This window comes from Sphingomonas sp. (assembly GCF_030145815.1).
In the GTDB taxonomy this organism is placed as follows: domain Bacteria; phylum Pseudomonadota; class Alphaproteobacteria; order Sphingomonadales; family Sphingomonadaceae; genus Sphingomonas.
Genome location: NZ_JAIXHL010000002.1, coordinates 266,438 through 283,104, shown reverse-complemented (window position 1 = coordinate 283,104; position 16,667 = coordinate 266,438). Strand labels below are relative to the sequence as shown.

15 protein-coding genes are annotated in these 16,667 nt (G+C 65.8%); 9 read left to right on the top strand and 6 right to left on the bottom strand.

Annotation, left to right across the window (positions count from 1 at the left end; all coding sequences use genetic code 11):
* The first annotated feature begins 12 nt into the window (after positions 1–12).
* Together KYX69_RS02985 and KYX69_RS02980 are read left to right on the top strand one after the other, a co-directional pair.
* Positions 13–1,047 (top strand): hypothetical protein, encoded by a 1,035-nt coding sequence (locus KYX69_RS02985; RefSeq protein ID WP_300493517.1) that lies wholly within the window; start codon positions 13–15, stop codon positions 1,045–1,047.
* Positions 1,048–1,238: 191 nt separating this feature from the next.
* Positions 1,239–2,612 (top strand): glutamate--cysteine ligase, encoded by a 1,374-nt coding sequence (locus KYX69_RS02980; RefSeq protein WP_300493515.1) that lies wholly within the window; start codon positions 1,239–1,241, stop codon positions 2,610–2,612.
* On the opposite strand, the gene KYX69_RS02975 is transcribed toward KYX69_RS02980, so the two are convergent.
* From KYX69_RS02975 to secB, 4 genes are all read right to left on the bottom strand, one after another.
* Positions 2,609–4,171 (bottom strand): tetratricopeptide repeat protein, encoded by a 1,563-nt coding sequence (locus tag KYX69_RS02975; protein ID WP_300493513.1) that lies wholly within the window; start codon positions 4,169–4,171, stop codon positions 2,609–2,611. The two genes, KYX69_RS02980 and KYX69_RS02975, sit on opposite strands and share 4 nt — an antisense overlap.
* A 48-nt stretch (positions 4,172–4,219) precedes the next feature.
* Positions 4,220–5,230: a tryptophan--tRNA ligase gene (trpS, locus tag KYX69_RS02970; RefSeq protein ID WP_300493511.1), complete on the bottom strand. Its 1,011-nt coding sequence runs from the start codon at positions 5,228–5,230 to the stop codon at positions 4,220–4,222.
* A gap of 17 nt (positions 5,231–5,247) precedes the next feature.
* Positions 5,248–6,813, bottom strand: coding sequence for a murein biosynthesis integral membrane protein MurJ (gene murJ / locus KYX69_RS02965; protein WP_300493508.1), 1,566 nt, complete (start codon positions 6,811–6,813; stop codon positions 5,248–5,250).
* A 176-nt stretch (positions 6,814–6,989) separates the two neighbouring features.
* Entirely contained in the window at positions 6,990–7,490 is a 501-nt protein-coding gene (gene secB, locus KYX69_RS02960) for a protein-export chaperone SecB (RefSeq protein WP_300493505.1), read from the bottom strand.
* Between the two features lie 177 nt (positions 7,491–7,667).
* Here secB and KYX69_RS02955 point away from each other — a divergent pair, with 177 nt between their 5' ends.
* The 4 genes from KYX69_RS02955 (at position 7,668) to KYX69_RS02940 (ending at position 11,934) form a co-directional block, all read left to right on the top strand.
* Positions 7,668–8,312, top strand: coding sequence for a Tim44/TimA family putative adaptor protein (locus tag KYX69_RS02955; protein WP_300493503.1), 645 nt, complete (start codon positions 7,668–7,670; stop codon positions 8,310–8,312).
* Between the two features lie 22 nt (positions 8,313–8,334).
* Positions 8,335–9,594 carry a murein transglycosylase A gene (locus KYX69_RS02950; RefSeq protein WP_300493500.1) on the top strand — a complete coding sequence of 420 codons (1,260 nt, stop codon included), beginning with the start codon at positions 8,335–8,337 and terminating at the stop codon, positions 9,592–9,594.
* Positions 9,595–9,597: 3 nt separating this feature from the next.
* The gene (locus KYX69_RS02945; protein ID WP_300493497.1) at positions 9,598–10,188 is read left to right on the top strand and encodes a Smr/MutS family protein; all 591 of its coding nucleotides are present in this window, start codon (positions 9,598–9,600) and stop codon (positions 10,186–10,188) included.
* Positions 10,189–10,257: 69 nt separating this feature from the next.
* Entirely contained in the window at positions 10,258–11,934 is a 1,677-nt protein-coding gene (locus KYX69_RS02940) for an EAL domain-containing protein (RefSeq protein WP_300493494.1), read from the top strand.
* Between the two features lie 3 nt (positions 11,935–11,937).
* Here KYX69_RS02940 and dapE read toward each other — a convergent pair whose 3' ends face one another.
* Positions 11,938–13,059 carry a succinyl-diaminopimelate desuccinylase gene (gene dapE / locus KYX69_RS02935; protein ID WP_300493491.1) on the bottom strand — a complete coding sequence of 374 codons (1,122 nt, stop codon included), beginning with the start codon at positions 13,057–13,059 and terminating at the stop codon, positions 11,938–11,940.
* Positions 13,060–13,085: 26 nt separating this feature from the next.
* Here dapE and KYX69_RS02930 point away from each other — a divergent pair, with 26 nt between their 5' ends.
* Complete coding sequence (locus KYX69_RS02930) at positions 13,086–13,532, top strand: cupin domain-containing protein (protein WP_300493488.1); 447 nt, start codon at positions 13,086–13,088, stop codon at positions 13,530–13,532.
* Here KYX69_RS02930 and KYX69_RS02925 read toward each other — a convergent pair.
* On the bottom strand, positions 13,529–14,194 hold the full coding sequence (locus KYX69_RS02925; protein WP_066664610.1) for a glutathione S-transferase family protein: 666 nt from the start codon (positions 14,192–14,194) through the stop codon (positions 13,529–13,531). The genes KYX69_RS02930 and KYX69_RS02925 overlap by 4 nt on opposite strands.
* A gap of 79 nt (positions 14,195–14,273) precedes the next feature.
* Between KYX69_RS02925 and KYX69_RS02920 the strand changes: the two genes are divergently transcribed.
* Positions 14,274–14,636, top strand: coding sequence for a DUF393 domain-containing protein (locus KYX69_RS02920; protein WP_300493486.1), 363 nt, complete (start codon positions 14,274–14,276; stop codon positions 14,634–14,636).
* Positions 14,637–14,706: 70 nt separating this feature from the next.
* Positions 14,707–16,653: a S9 family peptidase gene (locus KYX69_RS02915; RefSeq protein WP_300493484.1), complete on the top strand. Its 1,947-nt coding sequence runs from the start codon at positions 14,707–14,709 to the stop codon at positions 16,651–16,653.
* The last annotated feature ends 14 nt before the right edge of the window (positions 16,654–16,667 follow it).

Sequence of the window (16,667 nt, the reverse complement as noted above, 5' to 3'; positions counted from 1 at the left end):
TGCTCAGAGCAGGTGACTATCATCCAGGGCATGACCCTTGCAGTTCCATCTCTCTCTGCTGGTACATTATTCGTTTCCCTGGACTTGCCTACGCCGTGGCCGGTCCCGCACCCTATTTTGTTCATGGAATACCAGCTTCTGGATGGGTTCTTACTCATCGGAGCGAGGCCAAATGGGACTATAGAAGCCACTCTCCGGTCTCGCGAAGAAGGGGTGGGCGGATTTATTGATAGCTTGGCCACTCCCGAAATCCACGTCGAGGCCAACCCGATCGCCATTATCTGCGTGATCTGGGAGAACAGTAAAATATCTGAATTGGAAGTGAACCGTCATTCGATATTTCCAAATACCGAATTTACAGGGCCATTAATTATAGACGACAAAGAGCCGGGTGATAATGTCGATTATGCGATAGAAAATGGAAAAGCCCAGGAAAGTCGTTACTTAACATTGCAGCAAATTCGGGATCAACCAAAAAGAAAGGCGGGGGGAAGAAATTATCTACTTTCCGCCCTTAATGATGAGTCGGAGCAGTTAGAAGATCTCATTGACGCCTTAAAAAGAGGGAGGGAGGCTCATGTTCTTGGGCTTGCATCGCGCCTTCGCCTGCTGATTATCGACAAGCCTCTGGGGCTTCTGCAACACTGTGCGGCGTTTGATAAATTGCCACTCATAGTTTTTTGCGGCCGGGATCCTGAATTAACATTATCAATCGACAGTGTAATAACCTTTCAACCACCTGCGTTGGCTAAGCCGACTTTATTTAAATCCAACCCCGTTGATTTGGATGTGTGGTTACGATTTCCTGCTTTGACTATAAAAGGAAAAACATACTCTCATCGCGATGTTATAAAGGACATCGGTGATACCATTGGTTCGCATAGAGATCGGGGTATCACAAATGTAGTTCAGGCTTTTCAAATGCTAAGAACGCAGGATGCAAATCGCTATAGAGAGATTCAGAGATACATTATGGAAACTGCTCAGGTAGTTCTCCATCTAAGCCATTTCGTGCTTTCATCATACGAAAATTCAAATAAATCTTGATTTGTTCGAAAAATGATTTCTGTTAACAGTCTCTATCGCGGGCGCTTCCCCGCTTGACCGTCCGAATAGCGCGGAACGCAAGATTGCGAGCGCTTGCAACCAAGCGGAGGTAAAACCCCCGCATTTCCCATCCCGATTTGGGTGTTTCATCCCCCCTTTCGCAGATCGTTTCGCGCGCCTAAATGCGCGCGATGAGCACAAAGACGGTTTCAAACAGCAACGCGCCTGTCATCGAGAGCCGTCAGATGCTCCTCGACTATTTCGCCGGGGGCGAAAAGCCGGCGGAGCGCTGGCGCATCGGTACCGAGCATGAGAAGTTCGTCTATGCGATCGGCGACAATCACGCGCCGTCTTATGACGAGCCGGGCGGCATCCGCGACCTGCTCGCCGAGCTGACCCAGTTCGGCTGGAGCCCGGTCGAGGAGGGGGGCAAGGTGATCGCGCTGTCCGGTCCGGACGGGACGGTCAGCCTGGAGCCTGCCGGACAGCTCGAACTCTCCGGCGCGCCGCTCGAGAATTTGCACCAGACCTGCGCCGAGACCGGGCGGCACCTGCAACAGGTGAAGGCGGTGGGCGAGAAGCTGGGCATCGGCTTCCTTGGCCTTGGCATGTGGCCGGACAAGACGCGCGCCGAGCTGCCGATCATGCCCAAGGGCCGCTATGGCATCATGCTCAACCATATGCCGCGCGTCGGGTCGCTCGGCCTCGACATGATGCTGCGCACCTGCACGATCCAGGTGAACCTCGATTATTCGAGCGAGGCGGACATGGCGCAGAAGTTCCGCGTCGGCCTCGCGCTACAGCCGCTGGCGACCGCGCTGTTCGCCAATTCGCCGTTTACCGAGGGCAAGCCGAACGGGATGCTCTCCTATCGCTCGCACATCTGGTCGGACACCGATCCGCACCGCACCGGCATGCTGCCGTTCGTGTTCGAGGAGGGGTTCGGATACGAGCATTATGCCGACTATGCGCTCGATGTGCCGATGTACTTTGTCTACCGCGACGGGCGCTACATCGATGCGGCAGGGTTGAGCTTCCGCGACTTCCTCAAGGGCGAGCTGTCGGTGCTGCCGGGCGAAAAGCCGACGATTGACGATTGGGCAGACCATCTGTCGACCGCCTTCCCCGAAGTGCGGTTGAAGACCTTCCTCGAAATGCGCGGCGCCGATGGCGGGCCGTGGGGGCGGATCTGTGCGCTGCCGGCTTTGTGGGTCGGGCTGCTCTATGATCAGGGCGCGCTGGATGCGGCATGGGATCTGGTCAAGGACTGGGACATGGCCGGGCGGCAGACGCTGCGCGACAGCGTGCCGCGACTTGGCCTCGACGCGCCGCTGCCCGGTGGCGGCACGCTGCGCGATATCGCCGGGCAGGTGATCGACATCGCCGGGGCAGGCCTGACGGCGCGCGCGCGGCTCAATTCGGCGGGGGACAGCGAGAATGGCTTTCTCGACCCGCTGCGTGAGATCGTGCGGAGCGGCAAGGTGCCAGCCGAACTGCTGCTCGACCGCTATCACGGCGAGTGGCAGGGCGATGTCAGCCGGATCTATGCGGAGACGCGCTTCTAGGGCTTCGTGGCCGCCAGCTGCCACGCCGCGCGGACCTGAAGCGCGTAGACGCCGGAGAATTGCTTCAGCTCGCGCTGCGCTGCCGGGCCATAGTCGGCAAAGGCGGCGGCGCGCTCCAGCCCGGCCTGGCCGACGGCGCGGAATTGCGACCGCGCGGTCGCCGGGTCGCCGCTCAGCAGCTTGAGCATCCCCCAGGTCAGCTCCGCCTGTACCCGGTCGATATGCGTCGGGGCGAGGCCGGCGCGGATGATCGTCAGACCGCGTTCGATTGTCGCGATCGATTGCGGATCGCCCTGGCGCAGCTGCGTCATGCCGGTGAACAGTAGCACCCGGCCATATTGCGGGTGCTTTTCCCCGACCGAATCGCGCACGGAAAACTCGGCGGTGCTTAGCGCGCCGGCGGCTTCTTTGAGCTTGCCCTGAAGCAGCAGATTTTCGCCGTAGCGCAGCCAGGCGGCCGCGGTTTCGGGGTGCTGGGCAAAGAGCTTGCCCCGCAATGCCCACGCCCCCGTACGCCGCAGCGGCTCGGCCTCGGCGTAACGGCCCAGCGCCTCGAGCAGCGTCGCAATGGCGAGTTGCGCGCGGGCGGTGTCAACATGCTTCTCGCCCAGCTTTTCGGTGCGCAGTGCCAGCGCGGTGCGGGCGAAGGCGAGGCCGTCCTCGGGTGCCACCACGGCCGCAAGATCGAGGTAGACGCGCGCGGACTGGAGCGGGTCGGCGCGGCTCGCAGTGAGGCGGCTAAGGAGGTCTCGACCCAGCGCTTCGGCTTCCTGACGGCGGTCCATTCGGGTCAACAGCTGCATGATACGCGTGTCGGCATCGATCCGTGCGACCGGATCGCGCAGCCGCGCACGCGCATCGCGATAGAGCGGCTCCGCCGCGTCGAACCGACCGAGCTGCGTATGCGAGTCGGCAAGTGTCAGTGCCAGCGAGACGGTGAGCGGGTCGGCGGGGCCATAGGCGGCCAGTGCCTCGTCATAGGCCTCGCGTGCGGGCTTTGCCCCTTCGTCGGGAGACGGGGAGTCGGTGAATGCCGCAGCGTGCTTGCCCTTGGCGCGCAAGCGCCAGCGTTTGTCGGCATCGCTCCGGCCATGTTCTTCGAGCAGCGCGACGGTGCTGCCATAATTCTCGGCAGCCTCACGATAGATCCGGCCCGAGGCGAGGGCCGCGTCGCCGAGCACTTCGCTGGCCTCGGCAAGGTCGATCCAGAGGCGGCGGACCTGTTCCTCGCCACGCACGAGCGCGGCGGCATCGGCTGGGGTGATGGTGCCGTTGCGGCGACGGAAATCGAGCGGGGCGACGCGGTCTGCGGCAGCATCATGCGCGTCTGTAGCGGCGCGGCGGGCAGCTTGGGCGAGCGCGTGCGCGGCGGCGGGGTCGGTGGCGAGCAGAGCGCGGGCGCGGGCGAGCTGGAGCGCGAAACAGCGGTCGGCTGGTTCCGGCTTTGCGAGGCACGCGTCGAGCGCCGCCTGAACCTTGTCCGCAGCTTTCGGAACCGGCGCGCGTTCGGACGCCTGCGCCGGGGCGGTGACAAGCAGCAGGGAAAGCAGCAAGCGCATGCGGGCCAGACTATCAGCCTGTCCCGTTCATGCCAGCGACAATCCCTGTCAGCCGATGCGCAGCCCCATTGCCTGCTGCACATCGCGCAGCAGCGGCGCGGCGAGGGTGGCGGCGCGCTGCGCGCCCTTGCGCAGTTCGGCATCGACCGCGCCCTTGTCGGCGATCAGGCGGACCATTTCGTCGCGGATCGGGCCGAGCTTCGCCACGGCGAGGTCGGCGAGTGCGGGCTTGAAGCTGCCGAAACCTTGCCCGGCATATTCGGCGACGACATCCTCCGGCGTGCGGTCGGCGAGCGCGGCGAAGATGGTGACGAGGTTTTTCGCCTCGGGCCGGTCCTTGAGCGACTCCCAGCTTTCCCCCATCGGCTCCGGGTCGGTCTTGGCCTTGCGGAATTTCTGGGCAATCGCGTCGTCGTCATCGACGAGGTTGATCCGCGCCGCATCGGACGGGTTCGACTTGGACATTTTCTGCGTCGCATCGCGCAGCGACATGATGCGCGGCGCGGCCTTGCTGATCAGCGGTTCGGGCTCGAGCAGCAGGTCGGTCTTGTAGTCGAGGTTGAACTTGGCGGCGATGTCGCGCGCCAGCTCGAGATGCTGCTTCTGGTCCTCGCCGACGGGCACATGCGTCGCACGATAGAGCAGGACGTCGGCGGCCATCAGCACGGGGTAGTCGTACAGCCCGACGCTCGCGCCCTCACGGTTCTTGCCCGCCTTGTCCTTGAACTGGGTCATGCGGTTGAGCCAGCCGACGCGGGCGACATTGTTGAGCAGCCAGGCGAGCTCGCTATGCGCCGGAACGCGCGCCTGGTTGAACAGGATCGAGCGGCTGGGGTCGATGCCGCTGGCGATCATCGCGGCGCTAACCTCGAACGTGCTGTCGGTGATCGCCGCCGGCTCGCTCCATTCGGTCAGCGCGTGAAGGTCGGCGATGAAGTACATCGACTCGCCGCCCGCCGCCTCGACATCGGCCTGCATACCCACCCATTGCTTGATCGCGCCGAGATAGTTGCCGAGGTGGAGATTGCCGGTTGGCTTGATGCCGGAAACGACGCGCATGAGTGAGGGTCCAGACCTTAGGTTGCTTTGCGGCGCACCAGCGCCTTGATGTCACTCGGCCGGAACGCGCCGGTTGCGAAACACGCGACCGCGTACACCACGCATCCGGCGCCGACCAGCACCGTCATCGCCCCGGTGCGGATCGTCCAGGCTCCGTGCGTGTAAGGCGTGAACAGGTCGTTGAGGAAGAACATCACCGCGCCCATCGCGACCGCCGCGCCGACCAGCCGCCAGACGCGGCGGCGCAATTGCGGATCGGCGTCGAAATGGCCGCGCTTGACGAGCGTGCGGTAGAGCAGGGCGACATTGACCCAGGCTGCGATCGCAGTGGCGAGCGGCGGACCCATATGCTTGAGCGGAACGATCAGCGCGAGGTTGAGCACCAGATTGATGCCGATCGAGATCGTCGCATAGCGCACCGGCGTCTTGGTATCCGACCGGGCGTAGAAGCCCGGGGTCAGCACCTTGATCAGGATGTAGGCGGGCAGACCGACGGAGAAGGCGGCGAGCGCCTGCGCGGTGGCGCGGCTGTCCTCGGGCGTGAACGCGCCATGCTGGAACAGCGCCGCGACGATCGGCACGCCGCACACCACCAGCGCGACGGTGGCCGGGAGGGTGAGGAACAGCGCCAGTTCCATCCCGCGATTCTGCGTGTGCATCGCCGCGCCGTCATTCCCCGCACCCAGCTGGCGCGCGATAGTGGGAAGCAGCACGGTGCCAAGACCGATGCCGATCAGGCCGAGCGGGAGCTGGTTCAGCCGGTCGGCGTAGTAGATGTAGGACACCGACCCCTCGACCAGCAGGCTGGCGGCGAGCGCGGTCGAGATGACGAGATTGATCTGATACGCTCCCGCACCCGCCGCTGCCGGGCCGATCAGCTTGAGCAGTTTTTTCACGTCCGGGCTGAGGCGGGGGAGGCGGAGCTTGAGCTTCACCCCGGCGGCGCGGCAGGCGAGGATCAGCCACAGCAGCTGCAGTGCGCCCGACACGGTCACCGCAATCGCCTGATTGCGTGCAGTCAGCAGCGTGTCGTCGGTGTGGAAGAACAGCAGCGCCACGATCAGCGTCGCGTTGAGCAGGATCGGCGCCGCGGCATTCACCCAGAATTTGTTGAGCGAATTGAGGATGCCGCCGAGCAATGAGACGAGGCTGATGAGCAGCAGATAGGGGAAGGTGATCCGCGACAGTTCGACCGCATAGGCGAACTCGCCGGGGCTGGCCTCATTGAACCCGCCCGACAGCGCCCACACCACCGGGAATGCGGCGATCTCCATCACCGCGGTGATCAGGATCAGGATCGGCAGGAGAACCGACAGCGCCTCTTCCGCAAAGGACAAGGCGGATTTGGTGTCGCCGCCGGACTCGCCGACCTTCTTGCTGAACATCGGCACGAACGCGGCGCTGAACGCCCCTTCGGCGAACAAGGCGCGGAAGAGGTTGGGCAGGCGGAAGGCGATCAGGAAGGCGTCCGACGCGAAGCTGGCGCCGACATAGCGCGCGAACAGCGAATCGCGGACCAGCCCCAGCACCCGGCTGACGAGCGTCAGCCCGCCGATCGACCCGAGTGCCTTGACGAGATTCATGGATTCCCCGCCCTTTATCTCAATCCTCCCCCGCCAGGGGGAGGTGGCGCCGAAGGCGGCGGAGGGGGAGGACGGCTGTGTCCTCTAACCTCTTGCCGCAGTGGTTCCGCCCCCTCCGTCAGCGCTGCGCGCTGCCACCTCCCCCTGGCGGGGAGGATTGGAGGGGGCGAACACCTTTACGCCTGGCCGGCCTCGCCGCCCAGCATGCCCTGCGCGTCGTGCTGCGCGCGCTGCTGTTCATACAGGCCGTTAAAGTCGATCGGCTCGAGCATCAGCGGCGGGAAGCCGCCGTCGCGGACGGCATCGGCCAGCACGCGGCGCGCGAACGGGAAGAGCAGGCGCGGCGCTTCGCCGAGCAGGAAGGGCTGGAGATGCTCGTCCGGCACGTTGCGGATCGCGAACAGGCCCGAATAGGACAGGTCGACGATGAACGCGACCTGCTCTTCCATCGTGGCGCGGACATCGATCTTCAGCGTCACTTCATGGACGTCCTGTGCCACTTCGGCCGCGCCGATGTTGAACTGAACGTCGAACGCGGGCTGGCCCTGCACCTGATAAATTGCCGGCGAGTTCGGATTCTCGAACGAGAAGTCCTTGATATATTGCGAGATCACGCCGACCGACGGGGCGGTGTCGGCGCCATTCGCCTGGGGAGCTGCGGTGTCGGGCGTGTCCATGGTCGTCAAACTTCCTTGTCAATATTCGGGATACTTGTCGCGGCGACCCGCGTTGCGATGACGGTCGCGACTAGCAGGGGCGCTTGAGCGTTTCAACGGGCGTGCACCGCGCAGCAGACCGGATTTGAAACGCGGCGGTTTCCCGCCTATGTTGGAGCGAAGAAAGAAGGTGCCCAAGTGTATCTAGTGATCCTGTTTGCCGCGATTGCCGCGTTCCTCGCGCTCCGCCTCTACTCGGTGCTGGGCAAGCGCACCGGGCATGAGCAGCCGCTGCCCAAGCCGGCTGAAGAACGCATCGGCGCGCCGCAGATGCCGCGCACGATCGACATGCCCGCCGAAGTGCGTGACGCGGGTCCTCGACCGCTGGAGAGCGGTGCCGAGGGCGGCCTGCGCGCGCTGGTCGCTGCCGACCCGTCGTTCGATGTGGGGCAGTTCGTCGAGGGCGCGAAATCCGCCTACCGCATGATCCTCGAGGCGTTCTGGAAGGGCGACCGCGAGACGCTCGACTGGCTGGTCGATGACAATGTGCGCCATGACTTCATTGCCGCGATCGACGCGCGCGAGGCGGCGGGCGAGACGCTCGACAACCGTCTGATCAGCATCGAGCGCGCGACCATCTCCGACATCGCGCTCGACGGCCGCGTGGCGCGGATCACGGTCCGTTTCGACGCCGATATCGCGGCGATCACCCGTGACAAGGACGGCAACGTCATCGCCGGGTCGCTGAGCGATGCCGTGCAGACGCACGATGCCTGGACGTTCAGCCGCACGCTGGGCAGCGGCGATCCGAATTGGAAGCTGAGCGACACCGACGAAGTTTGATCGGGCATAAAGGGGTTAGGTGATGCGCGCTTGGGGGGTAGCGGCTTGCGCCGCGCTGTTGGGCGCGTGTTCGTCCGGGGTGGTTCCGGCGGGTCGTCCCGCGACCGGCGGTACTGCACCCGCGCGCGCCGCACCGTCCTCCGGCGTTCCGGTGCGCCAGCCGGTTGCGGCGACACCGCTGACCCCGGCTCCTGCCGCACCCGTTCCGGCGGGCGTTACCACCGCTGCCGCCGCCGGATTGCTCGCAGGTCCGGCGGTCGATGACCTGCCGATCACAATGGCCGCCGCAGCGCGTGCGCTCGGTGCGTTCAAGCTCAGCTGCGCGACACTTGTTCGTCGTACCGACGCGACCGGCCTCACGCGCGGCGCAGACTGGCAACCCGCCTGCGATGCCGCGCGGACCACTCAGGATCGCGATGCCGCGACCTTTTTCGCGCGGTATTTTGAGACGGTGCAGGTCGCCGACGGCAAGGCATTCGCGACCGGATATTACGAACCCGAAATCGCCGGATCGCGCACCCGCCGCCCCGGCTATGAGGTGCCGGTCTATGCCCGCCCGTCCGATCTGATCGATGTCGATCTCGGCAGCTTTACCGACACGCTGGCGGGCAAGTCGATCCGTGGCCGCGTCGAAGGTACCAAGTTGGTGCCCTATCACGACCGTACCGCGATCGAGCAGGGCGCGCTGGCCGGGCGCGGGCTGGAAATCGCTTGGGCGGCCGATCCGGTCGAATTGTTCTTTCTGCAGATCCAGGGTTCGGGCCGCCTGCGCCTGCCCGATGGCGGGGTGATGCGCATCGGCTATGCCAGCCAGAATGGGCGCGACTATACCGGGATCGGCAAGCTGATGCTAGACCGCGGGCTGGTGCAGCGCGGGCAGGCGTCGATGCAGGGCATCATGGCCTATCTGCGCGCCAACCCCGAAGAGGGGAAGGCGATCATGCGCGAGAACAAGAGCTATGTGTTCTTCCGCGAGCTGACCGGGGCCGGGCCGCTCGGCGCGCTGGGGATTCCGGTGACCGCGCAGGCGACTGTGGCGACCGATCCGAAATTCGTGCCGCTCGGCGCGCCGGTGTTTCTGTCGATGGATCGCCAGGACGCCAACGGGCTGTGGATCGCGCAGGACACGGGCGGCGCGATCAAGGGCTCCAACCGGTTCGACACCTTCTGGGGTGCGGGCGACGATGCCCGTGCGATTGCCGGCGGCATGGCCGCGCGCGGCACCGCGTGGCTGTTGCTGCCCAAGGGGACGCTCGCGCGCCTCGGCGCCGCGCGCGACTGATCCATGGCCCGCCCGCCGCGCGCGCTTTCGCCCGAGGAGCGGGCGTTGTGGCAGCGCGTGATTTCCAGTGTGACGCCGATTGCGCGGGCCAAACCGGTCCCAGCCCCGCCGGTCGTGCCGTTTGCCGCACCGGTGGCTGCGCCTGTACCTGATCCAGAACCGGTGAAACGCGTGAAGGGCCGGGTCCCGCCGCCGCGCCAGCCCGCACCGCCGCCCCCGCCCAAGCCGCCGCGCGACACGCTGGACGGCGGCTGGGACCGGCGCCTGTCGCGCGGGCTGGTTGCGCCGGAAAGTTCGATCGACCTGCACGGTCATACGCTGGCCAGCGCGCATGCGCTGCTCGACCAGGGGCTCGCGCGCGCGATTGCGCGTGGCGACCGGGTGTTGCTGCTGATCACCGGGAAGCCGCCGCGCCCGGAGTCGGAGCGGCCGCACGCGCGCGGTGCGATCCGGGCTGCGGTGGGGGACTGGCTTGCCGCATCTCGCCATGCCGATGCCATCGCCGCCGTGCGCCCCGCGCACCCGCGCCACGGTGGACAGGGCGCGCTCTATATCATCCTGCGTCGATTTCGGTCGCCCGCTCGAAATTTTTAACTCTTTGCCTGCATACCCATCTCCAAGAAGCCGGATGGTCCGGCTGGCGTGGGGGATCGCGCAACCGCAATGGACGGATTTTCGCTCAAAAGCCGCGCGATTGCGTTCGCGCTGTGTGCGGGGGCGTTCGTCTTCATTCTTGCGCTCGCCGCCACGACGCGCGGGCCGTTCGACGTGGCGAGTGCGAGCCGCGCACTGATTGCAGCGATCATCTGTGCCGCGATGTGCTGGGCCTATGCCGAGCGCACCATCGCCTCGACTGCGGCAGCGATCGACGCAGCGATCGAGCGGCTGACCCGCGCCGCCAATGGCGACCTGCAAAGTGAAATTCCGGAAGAGGTGGAGCAGTGCGTTCCGCCGCTGGCGCGGGCGATGGACGGTCTGTTCCGCCAGCTGCACAGCAATCTGGACAGCGTCCAGCGACTCGCGCTTTACGATCCGGTCACCGGCCTGCCCAACCGCACCCATTTTCGCCGCAGTTGCGAGCGGATGCTGGCCGAGCTGCCGCAGGATGCGATGGCGGCATTGTTCTTTATCGATCTCGACCGGTTCAAGGCGGTGAACGATACGCTGGGCCATGCCGTCGGCGATCAGCTGCTCGGCATGGTCGCGAACCGGCTGCGCGCGGTGGCCGACCGCTTCGCGATCGAGGGCGATGCGCGCCAGCCGCTGATCGGTCGCCTGTCGGGCGACGAGTTCACCATCTATTTCCCCGAGCTGGGCCATGTCCGTGACGCCGACCGGGTCGGTCGCGGCATCCTGTTCGCGCTGTCCGAACCGTTCGATCTGGCCGATCAGGAAGTGTCGATCGGCGCATCGGTCGGCATCGCGATCCGGCCCGAGCATGGCACGTCGCTGACCGACCTGATGCGCGCCGCCGACGCGGCGATGTACCACGCCAAGGCCAAGGGTCGCGGGCGCGCCGAGCATTTCACCGACCACCTCGCCAACGAGATCGCTGAGCGCGCGTTGCTGGAGAGCGACCTGCGCATGGCCGTCGAGCGCGACCAGTTCACTCTGGTCTATCAGCCGCAGATCAGCGCGATGGACGGTCGCATCGTCGCCGCGGAGGCGTTGCTGCGCTGGCAGCATCCGACGCGCGGGCTGTGCCTGCCGGGCAGCTTTATCGGGCGTGCCGAGGAAACCGGCCTGATCGTCGAGATTGGCGAATGGGTGGTCGAGCATGTCGCCGCGACGATCGCGCGCTGGGGGGCGCTGGGCATCGAACAGCGGATGGCGGTCAATATCAGCCCGCGCCAGCTCGATCACGCCGCCTTTTTCCGTCGGTTGCGTGAGGCGATGCAGGCCGCTGGTGCGCCCGCGCGGCTGCTGGAGCTGGAGATTACCGAGACGCTGGCGATGCACTGCTCGCGCGAGGTGATCGATGCGATCGCGGCGCTGCGCAGCGATGGCGCGACGGTGGCGGTGGACGATTTCGGCACCGGCTATTCGAACCTCGCCCGCTTGCGCGACCTCCCGCTCGACCGCGTGAAGCTCGACCGCAGTCTGGTCGAAAATGTCGCGACCAGCGCCGAGGCGCGCACCATCGCGCACGCCGTGATCGGCCTGATCCACGGCATCGGGTGCGAGGTCGTGGCCGAGGGGATCGAGACCGAGGCGCAGCTGGAAGTGCTGCGCGTGATCGGCTGCGACATTCTGCAGGGCTATGTCATCGCCAAGCCGATGGCTGAGGATGCGTTTCTCGAATGGGCGAGCGCCGCGCCGCGACTGGCGCTGCGGGCGTAAGCCCTACCTGAACACTCGCCCCAAAACCCCCGCATAGATCCGCGTCAGCGTGTGCAGGTCGTCCAGCGCGACCGCTTCGTCGAGCTTGTGCATCGTCGCGTTGAGCAGGCCGAATTCGACCACCGGGCAGATACGCGACAGGAAGCGCGCGTCGGACGTTCCGCCGCTGGTGGACAGTTCCGCCTCGACCCCGGTTTCCGCGCGGATCGCATCGGCGACCAACGTGGACAGCTCACCCGGCTGGGTCAGGAACGCTTCGCCATAGACGCGGCCGCGCACGATTCCGGCGGGGGCGTGCGTGTGGACGATGTCCTGCACCCGCGCGATCAGGTCGTGGCCGCGATGCTGGTCGTTGAAGCGGATCGAGATGCGCGCCTTGGCCCGGCCGGGGATGACGTTGGTCGCGGGGTTGCCGACCTCCAGGTCGATGACCTCGATATTCGACGGCTGGAACCAGTCGGTGCCTTCGTCCAGCACGATGGCGTCGATCTCGGCCAGCGCGCGGACGAGGCGCGGGATCGGATTGTCGGCGAGATGGGGGTAGGCGACATGGCCCTGCCGCCCCGGCACCTCGATATCGATCACGGTCGATCCGCGCCGCCCGATCTTGATCGTGTCGCCGAGGCGGTGGGCGGAGGTCGGCTCACCGACGAGGCACAGGTCTGGGGTCAGGCCACGTGCCACCATCCGATCCATGATCGCGAGCGTGCCATAGGTGGCCGGGCCTTCCTCATCGCCGGTGATGATCAGACTGACAGTGCCGGAGGCGGGCAGGGGGGCGAGTGCCGCCACGAACGCCGCGATTGCGCCTTTCATGTCCACCGCGCCGCGTCCGTAGAGCAGGTCGCCGCGCACTTCCGGCTCGAACGCGCCGCTTGCCCAGCCTTCGCCCGGCGGCACCACGTCGAGATGTCCGGCAAAGGCAAAATGCGGCCCCGGACCGGCGCTGCGGACGGCGAGGAGGTTTTCGACCGGCCCGTCGGGCGCCTCACCCGCCACGAACCGCTCGACAGCGAAACCGAGCGGGATCAGCGCAGCCTCCAGCACGTCGAACACAGTGCCCCGCGCGGGGGTGATGCTGGGCGCGGCGATCAGCGCCTTGGTCAGGTCGACGACATCGGGCATATTCGCTCCTTCACTGGGAGGCTCCTTTGCCCAAGCTCGACCTCGACACAATCCCGCAGACCAATGCGACCGGCTATCCGGCAGAATATGCCGATGTCGTGCAGGGCCGCTGGTACCGCCGCCTCGCGCCCGCAGCGGGGCTGACCGACTTCGGCGCGAGCCATGTTACGCTCAAGCCCGGCGCATGGTCCGCGCACCGCCACTGGCATGAGGGCGAGGATGAGCTGGTCGTGATGCTGGCGGGCGAAGCGGTGCTGGTCGACGACGCGGGCGAGCATGTGATGCGCCCCGGCGACGTCGCGGCCTTTCCCAAGGCCGATGGCAACGGCCATGTCCTGCAGAACCGCAGCGACGCCGATTGTGTGTTCGTCGCGATCGGCCGCCCGGCGGCGAGCGACTGCCATTATCCCGATATAGACATGCATCTCGCGAATGGCGTCGGGTTCAGGCGGAAAGACGGGGGCGGGTTCTAGACCGGCGCCTGCTCGAACTGTTCGATCACCCATTCCTCTTCCTGCGCGCCGGCGATCCAGTCCTGCATGAAGGGATGCTGGAGCACCGCGTTCATGTATGCCGGGGCGAAGCGTGCGACGGGGAGCGAGTAGGTGACGAAGCGGGTCACGACCGGCGCGAACATCACGTCGACCGCGCCGAACTGGCCGAACAGGAATTCGCCATCGCCGCCATAGCGCGCGCGGGCCTGCGCCCATAGCTCCATGATCCGCTGAATGTCGTGCATCACGTCTTCGTCCGGGGTTTTGGGCGGATAGACCTGTCGGATGTTCATGCTGTGCTTGCGGCGCAGCGCGGCATAGCCCGAATGCATCTCGGCCGCCATCGACCGCGCCATCGCGCGCGCGGCGGGATCGGTCGGCCAGAATTTGTCGCCGCCCGACTTTTCGTTCAGATATTCGACGATGGCGAGGCTGTCCCACACCACCGCGTCGCCATCCCACAGGATCGGCACCTTGCCCGATGACGGCGCGAACTCGTCGCCCTCGCGCCGTTTGTCCCAATCCTGATCGTAGAGCGGGACGACCACTTCCTCGAACGGAAGCCCGGAGAGCTTGCATGCGAGCCAGCCGCGCAGCGACCAGGAGGAATAGGCCTTGTTGCCGATGAAGAGCTTGAGCATCGCGCGGGGATAGCGGCGGGGCGGGGATGGGGCAACCTGTCCACTATGGTCGAAGCGGCGGCGGTGGTAGACGGTCGCCATGACCCACGTCACCGTCTGGTACGACGGCCAATGCCCGTTGTGCGTTCGCGAGATCGCGCTGATGCGTCGACTCGAGCGGCGTGGGCGAATCGCGTTCGTCGCGATCGAGGGGCTGGGCGATGGCGCATGCCCGGTCGATCGGGCGGAGTTGCTCGCCCGCTTCCATGCGCGGGAGAATGGCCGATTGCTGTCCGGCGCGGCGGCATTCGCGGCGATGTGGCGCGCGATCCCGCTGCTCCGCCCGCTGGGGCTGGCGGCGCGTAACCATGTGGTGCTCGCGCTGCTGGAGCGCGGCTATCGCGCATTCCTGCGCGTCCGACCCCGTCTCCAGCGCTGGGCGAGACGCGTTCCGCCCGCCTGACCATTTCGCTTGCACGGCGGCCGCTGACGCGACAGGTTGCGCGCCGGGGCCGGTTGCGCAGGGGGAAGTAATGTCACGTAAGTTCATGATCTTGGCCGCTGGTCTTGCGACGATCGGTGCCGCGCCGGCGGCGCAGAATCCGTCGCCCGCACCGGCCCCTGCGCGCGCCGCGCCCGCGCCCCTGCCGGTCGAGGTATTTGCCCAGCTGCCGCAGATCGAGAATCCGGCGCTGTCGCCCGATGGCACGCGGCTGCTCGCCCGGGTCGCGCGTAACGGGCAGATGCTGCTCGCGATGATCCCGCTCGATGGCAAGACGCCGCCGTCCTTTTACAATCCGGGCAAGTCCGACCTCAACTGGTGGCGCTGGGTCAATGACGAATGGGCCGTGGTCGGTATCGGCCGCGAACAGCCGCTGGAGGGCGAGAATTTCTACTTCCGGCGTGCCGTCAGCCTGAACGTCAAGACTTCGGCCATGGCGGTACTTGCCGGGAAGCAAGCGGCGCAGATCGGCGACGATGTCATCTGGACCGCGCGCGATGGCACGCCGCGGCTGATGCTGGCCTATCAGGGCTCGATCTATACCAACACGATCGACTTCTGGGCGCGGGTCGAGGAATTCGATCTTGCCACCGGCAAGAGCAAGCTGGTGCAGGGGCCGCGCGAAGGCGTGCTCGACTGGTATGCCGACCGCGATGGCGTGGTGCGCATGGGCATCGGTTCGTCGCTCGACGGACGCACCAGCCGGTTGCTCTATCGCGAAGCCGCCGACAGCCCCGTGCGGACGATCGACCGTACGCGCGGCCCGGATGACCGCATGACCATTCCGTCGATGTTCCTGCGCGACAAGACCAAGGCGCTGATCGTCGAGGACGATGCCGATGGCTTTTCCGCGCTGTACGAACTCGATCTGACCAGTTTCAAGCGCGGCAAGCAGTTGTTCGCCACGCCGGGCTATGACATCGCCGGGATCGTCCCGGACCCGGCGGGGGACGGGTTTCTGGGCGTCGCGGTCGAAGAGAACCGGCCGATGACCAAATGGGTCGATCCGGCGATGGCGGCGCTACAGACCCGGCTGGAGGCGCGGGTCAAGGGCGCGCAGGTCGACATCGCATCGATGAGCCGCGACCAGAGCGCCGCATTGATCCGCGTCAGTGGTCCGGATTCGCCGGGAGCCTGGCTGCTGTTCAAGCGCGAGGGCGAGGAATTGTTGCCGATCGCCAACGACAATAGCGCAATCGGATTGAAGCGGCTGCATCCGGTGCGCACGATCCGTTACAAGGCGCGCGACGGGGTCGAGATTGCGGCGGTGCTGACGACGCCCAAGGGACGTTCGGGCGCGCTGCCGCTGATCGTCATGCCGCATGGCGGTCCGCGCGCGCGCGACAGCGAAGTGTGGGACTGGTGGACGCAGTTCCTGGCTGATCGCGGCTATGTCGTGATCCAGCCCAATTATCGCGGCTCGACCGGTTACGGCACCAAGTTCATGGAACTGGGCGAGGGTCAATGGGGTCGCGCGATGCAGGATGACCTCGACGATTCGGTCAAGGCGCTCGCCGCGCTGGGCATCGCCGATCCCAAGCGCGTGTGCATGGTCGGCGCGTCCTATGGCGGCTATGCCGCGCTGCGGGCGGCCCAGCGCGACAGCGACAAATATCGCTGCGCCATTTCCTATGCCGGCGTGTCCGACCTCAACCGGATGATCCGCTATCAGAGCAATTTCCTCTATTCCAAGTCGCGCGGCGACTGGCTGCGGCGGCAGGCAAGCGACCTCAAGGACGTGTCGCCGGTCAATTTCGCGGGGTCGTTCAGCATTCCGGTGCTGATCATGCACGGCAAGGAAGACCGCGTCGTGCCGATCGTCCAGTCGCAGGTCATGGCGCAAAAGCTGAAGAGCGCGGGCAAGGACGTGACCTATATCGTCCAGCCGCTGGGCGACCATCACTTCTCGCGCCAGGAGGACCGGCTCGAGTTCCTGAAGGCGATGGAGGCGTTTCTCGCCAAGCATAACCCGGCCTGAGCCGCAGAAAAGAG